The 1,262-nt window shown below is 68.5% G+C and carries 3 protein-coding genes; all 3 read left to right on the forward strand.

Going from position 1 to position 1,262, the window contains the following annotated elements; all coding sequences use genetic code 11:
- Positions 1-14: 14 nt before the first annotated feature.
- The 3 genes from AB0H81_RS44930 to AB0H81_RS44940 are packed head-to-tail and all read left to right on the forward strand — an operon-like array spanning position 15 to position 1,110.
- The gene (locus tag AB0H81_RS44930; RefSeq protein WP_358388777.1) at positions 15-416 is read left to right on the forward strand and encodes an arsenate reductase ArsC; all 402 of its coding nucleotides are present in this window, start codon (positions 15-17) and stop codon (positions 414-416) included.
- Positions 413-913, forward strand: a complete 501-nt coding sequence (locus AB0H81_RS44935) for an N-acetyltransferase family protein (RefSeq protein WP_358388771.1) — start codon at positions 413-415, stop codon at positions 911-913. Before AB0H81_RS44930 ends, AB0H81_RS44935 begins: the two co-directional genes overlap by 4 nt.
- A 20-nt stretch (positions 914-933) precedes the next feature.
- On the forward strand, positions 934-1,110 hold the full coding sequence (locus AB0H81_RS44940; RefSeq protein WP_358388774.1) for a hypothetical protein: 177 nt from the start codon (positions 934-936) through the stop codon (positions 1,108-1,110).
- Positions 1,111-1,262: the final 152 nt, after the last annotated feature.

Consider the following 1,262-nt stretch of genomic DNA (forward strand, 5'->3'; position numbering starts at 1 on the left):
CTCATGTTCCGTCCGTGCTGTTCGTCTGCGTGCACAACGCCGGCCGCTCCCAGATGGCCGCCGCCTTCCTCACCCACCTGGCGGGCGAGCGCATCAGCGTCCGTTCCGCCGGCTCGGCCCCCGCCGACCAGGTCAACCCGTCCGTGGTCGAGGCGATGCGTGAGGCCGGCATCGACATCTCCGCCGAGCTGCCCAAGGTGCTCACCACCGAGGCCGTCCAGGCCAGCGACGTCGTCATCACCATGGGCTGCGGCGACGCCTGCCCGATCTTCCCCGGCAAACGCTACGAGGACTGGAAGCTCGACGACCCGGCCGGGCAAGGCATCGCCGCCGTGCGGCCCATCCGCGACGAGATCGAAACCCGCGTCCGCGCCCTGATCCACGACCTCCTTCCTGGAACGGGGGAACCGGCATGACCAGCACCGTCCAGATCACTCCCATGACGGTCGCGCACGCCGACCAGGTCCTGGCCATCTACCAGCACGGCATCGACGAGGGACACGCCACCTTCGAGACCCAGGCCCCCACCTGGGCCCAGTTCGACGCCGCCAAGCTGCCCGCACACCGCCACGTCGCCCTCGATGACGCCGGGCAGGTGCTCGGCTGGGTCGCGGCCACCGCGGTGTCCGACCGATGCGCCTACGCCGGCGTCGTGGAGCACTCCGTCTACGTCCACCCCCACGCCCGGGGCCGCGGCGCCGGCACGGCCTTGCTCGACGCCCTGATCGCCTCGACCGAGGCCGCCGGAATCTGGACGATCCAATCCGGGATCTTCCCCGAGAACGCCGCCAGCCTCACCCTGCACGCCCGCGCCGGCTTTCGCGTCATCGGCACCCGCGAGCGGATCGGCCGCCACCACGGCGTCTGGCGCGACGTCGTCCTCATCGAACGACGCAGCCCCCACATCTCCTGACAGGGCCGCCACCAGGCAACTTGTGGGAGAGCGCCATCATCCGCGAGGAGAACGCGGCCGCCGCCCGCCGCCTGCAGCAGGGCCACACCTGGGCCGCCAAACAGCACCAGGACAACGCCGACGAAGCACACCAGATGATCGAAGCCCACCACTACGGACGCAACACCCACAAACACCAATGGCACAAGCCCAACTGACCCAAAGCAGAGCACAGAGAACCTGATCAAACAGGATCAAGATCAACAGCAGTGCTAAGACATCCGATCTGCCTACAGCGTCAAGCCGCAGCTTTCAGACGGGGCGGGAAGGCTACCTGCTCGTCGTAGGTCACGCCCTTCTGCAGGCAGTG

This window comes from Nonomuraea sp. NPDC050691, assembly GCF_040654455.1.
Classification (GTDB): domain Bacteria; phylum Actinomycetota; class Actinomycetes; order Streptosporangiales; family Streptosporangiaceae; genus Nonomuraea.

Bases quoted from the DNA above. Each gene is read 5' to 3' on its own strand.
- AB0H81_RS44935 (WP_358388771.1), top strand. From the start codon at position 413: ATGACCAGCACCGTCCAGATCACTCCCATGACGGTCGCGCACGCCGAC.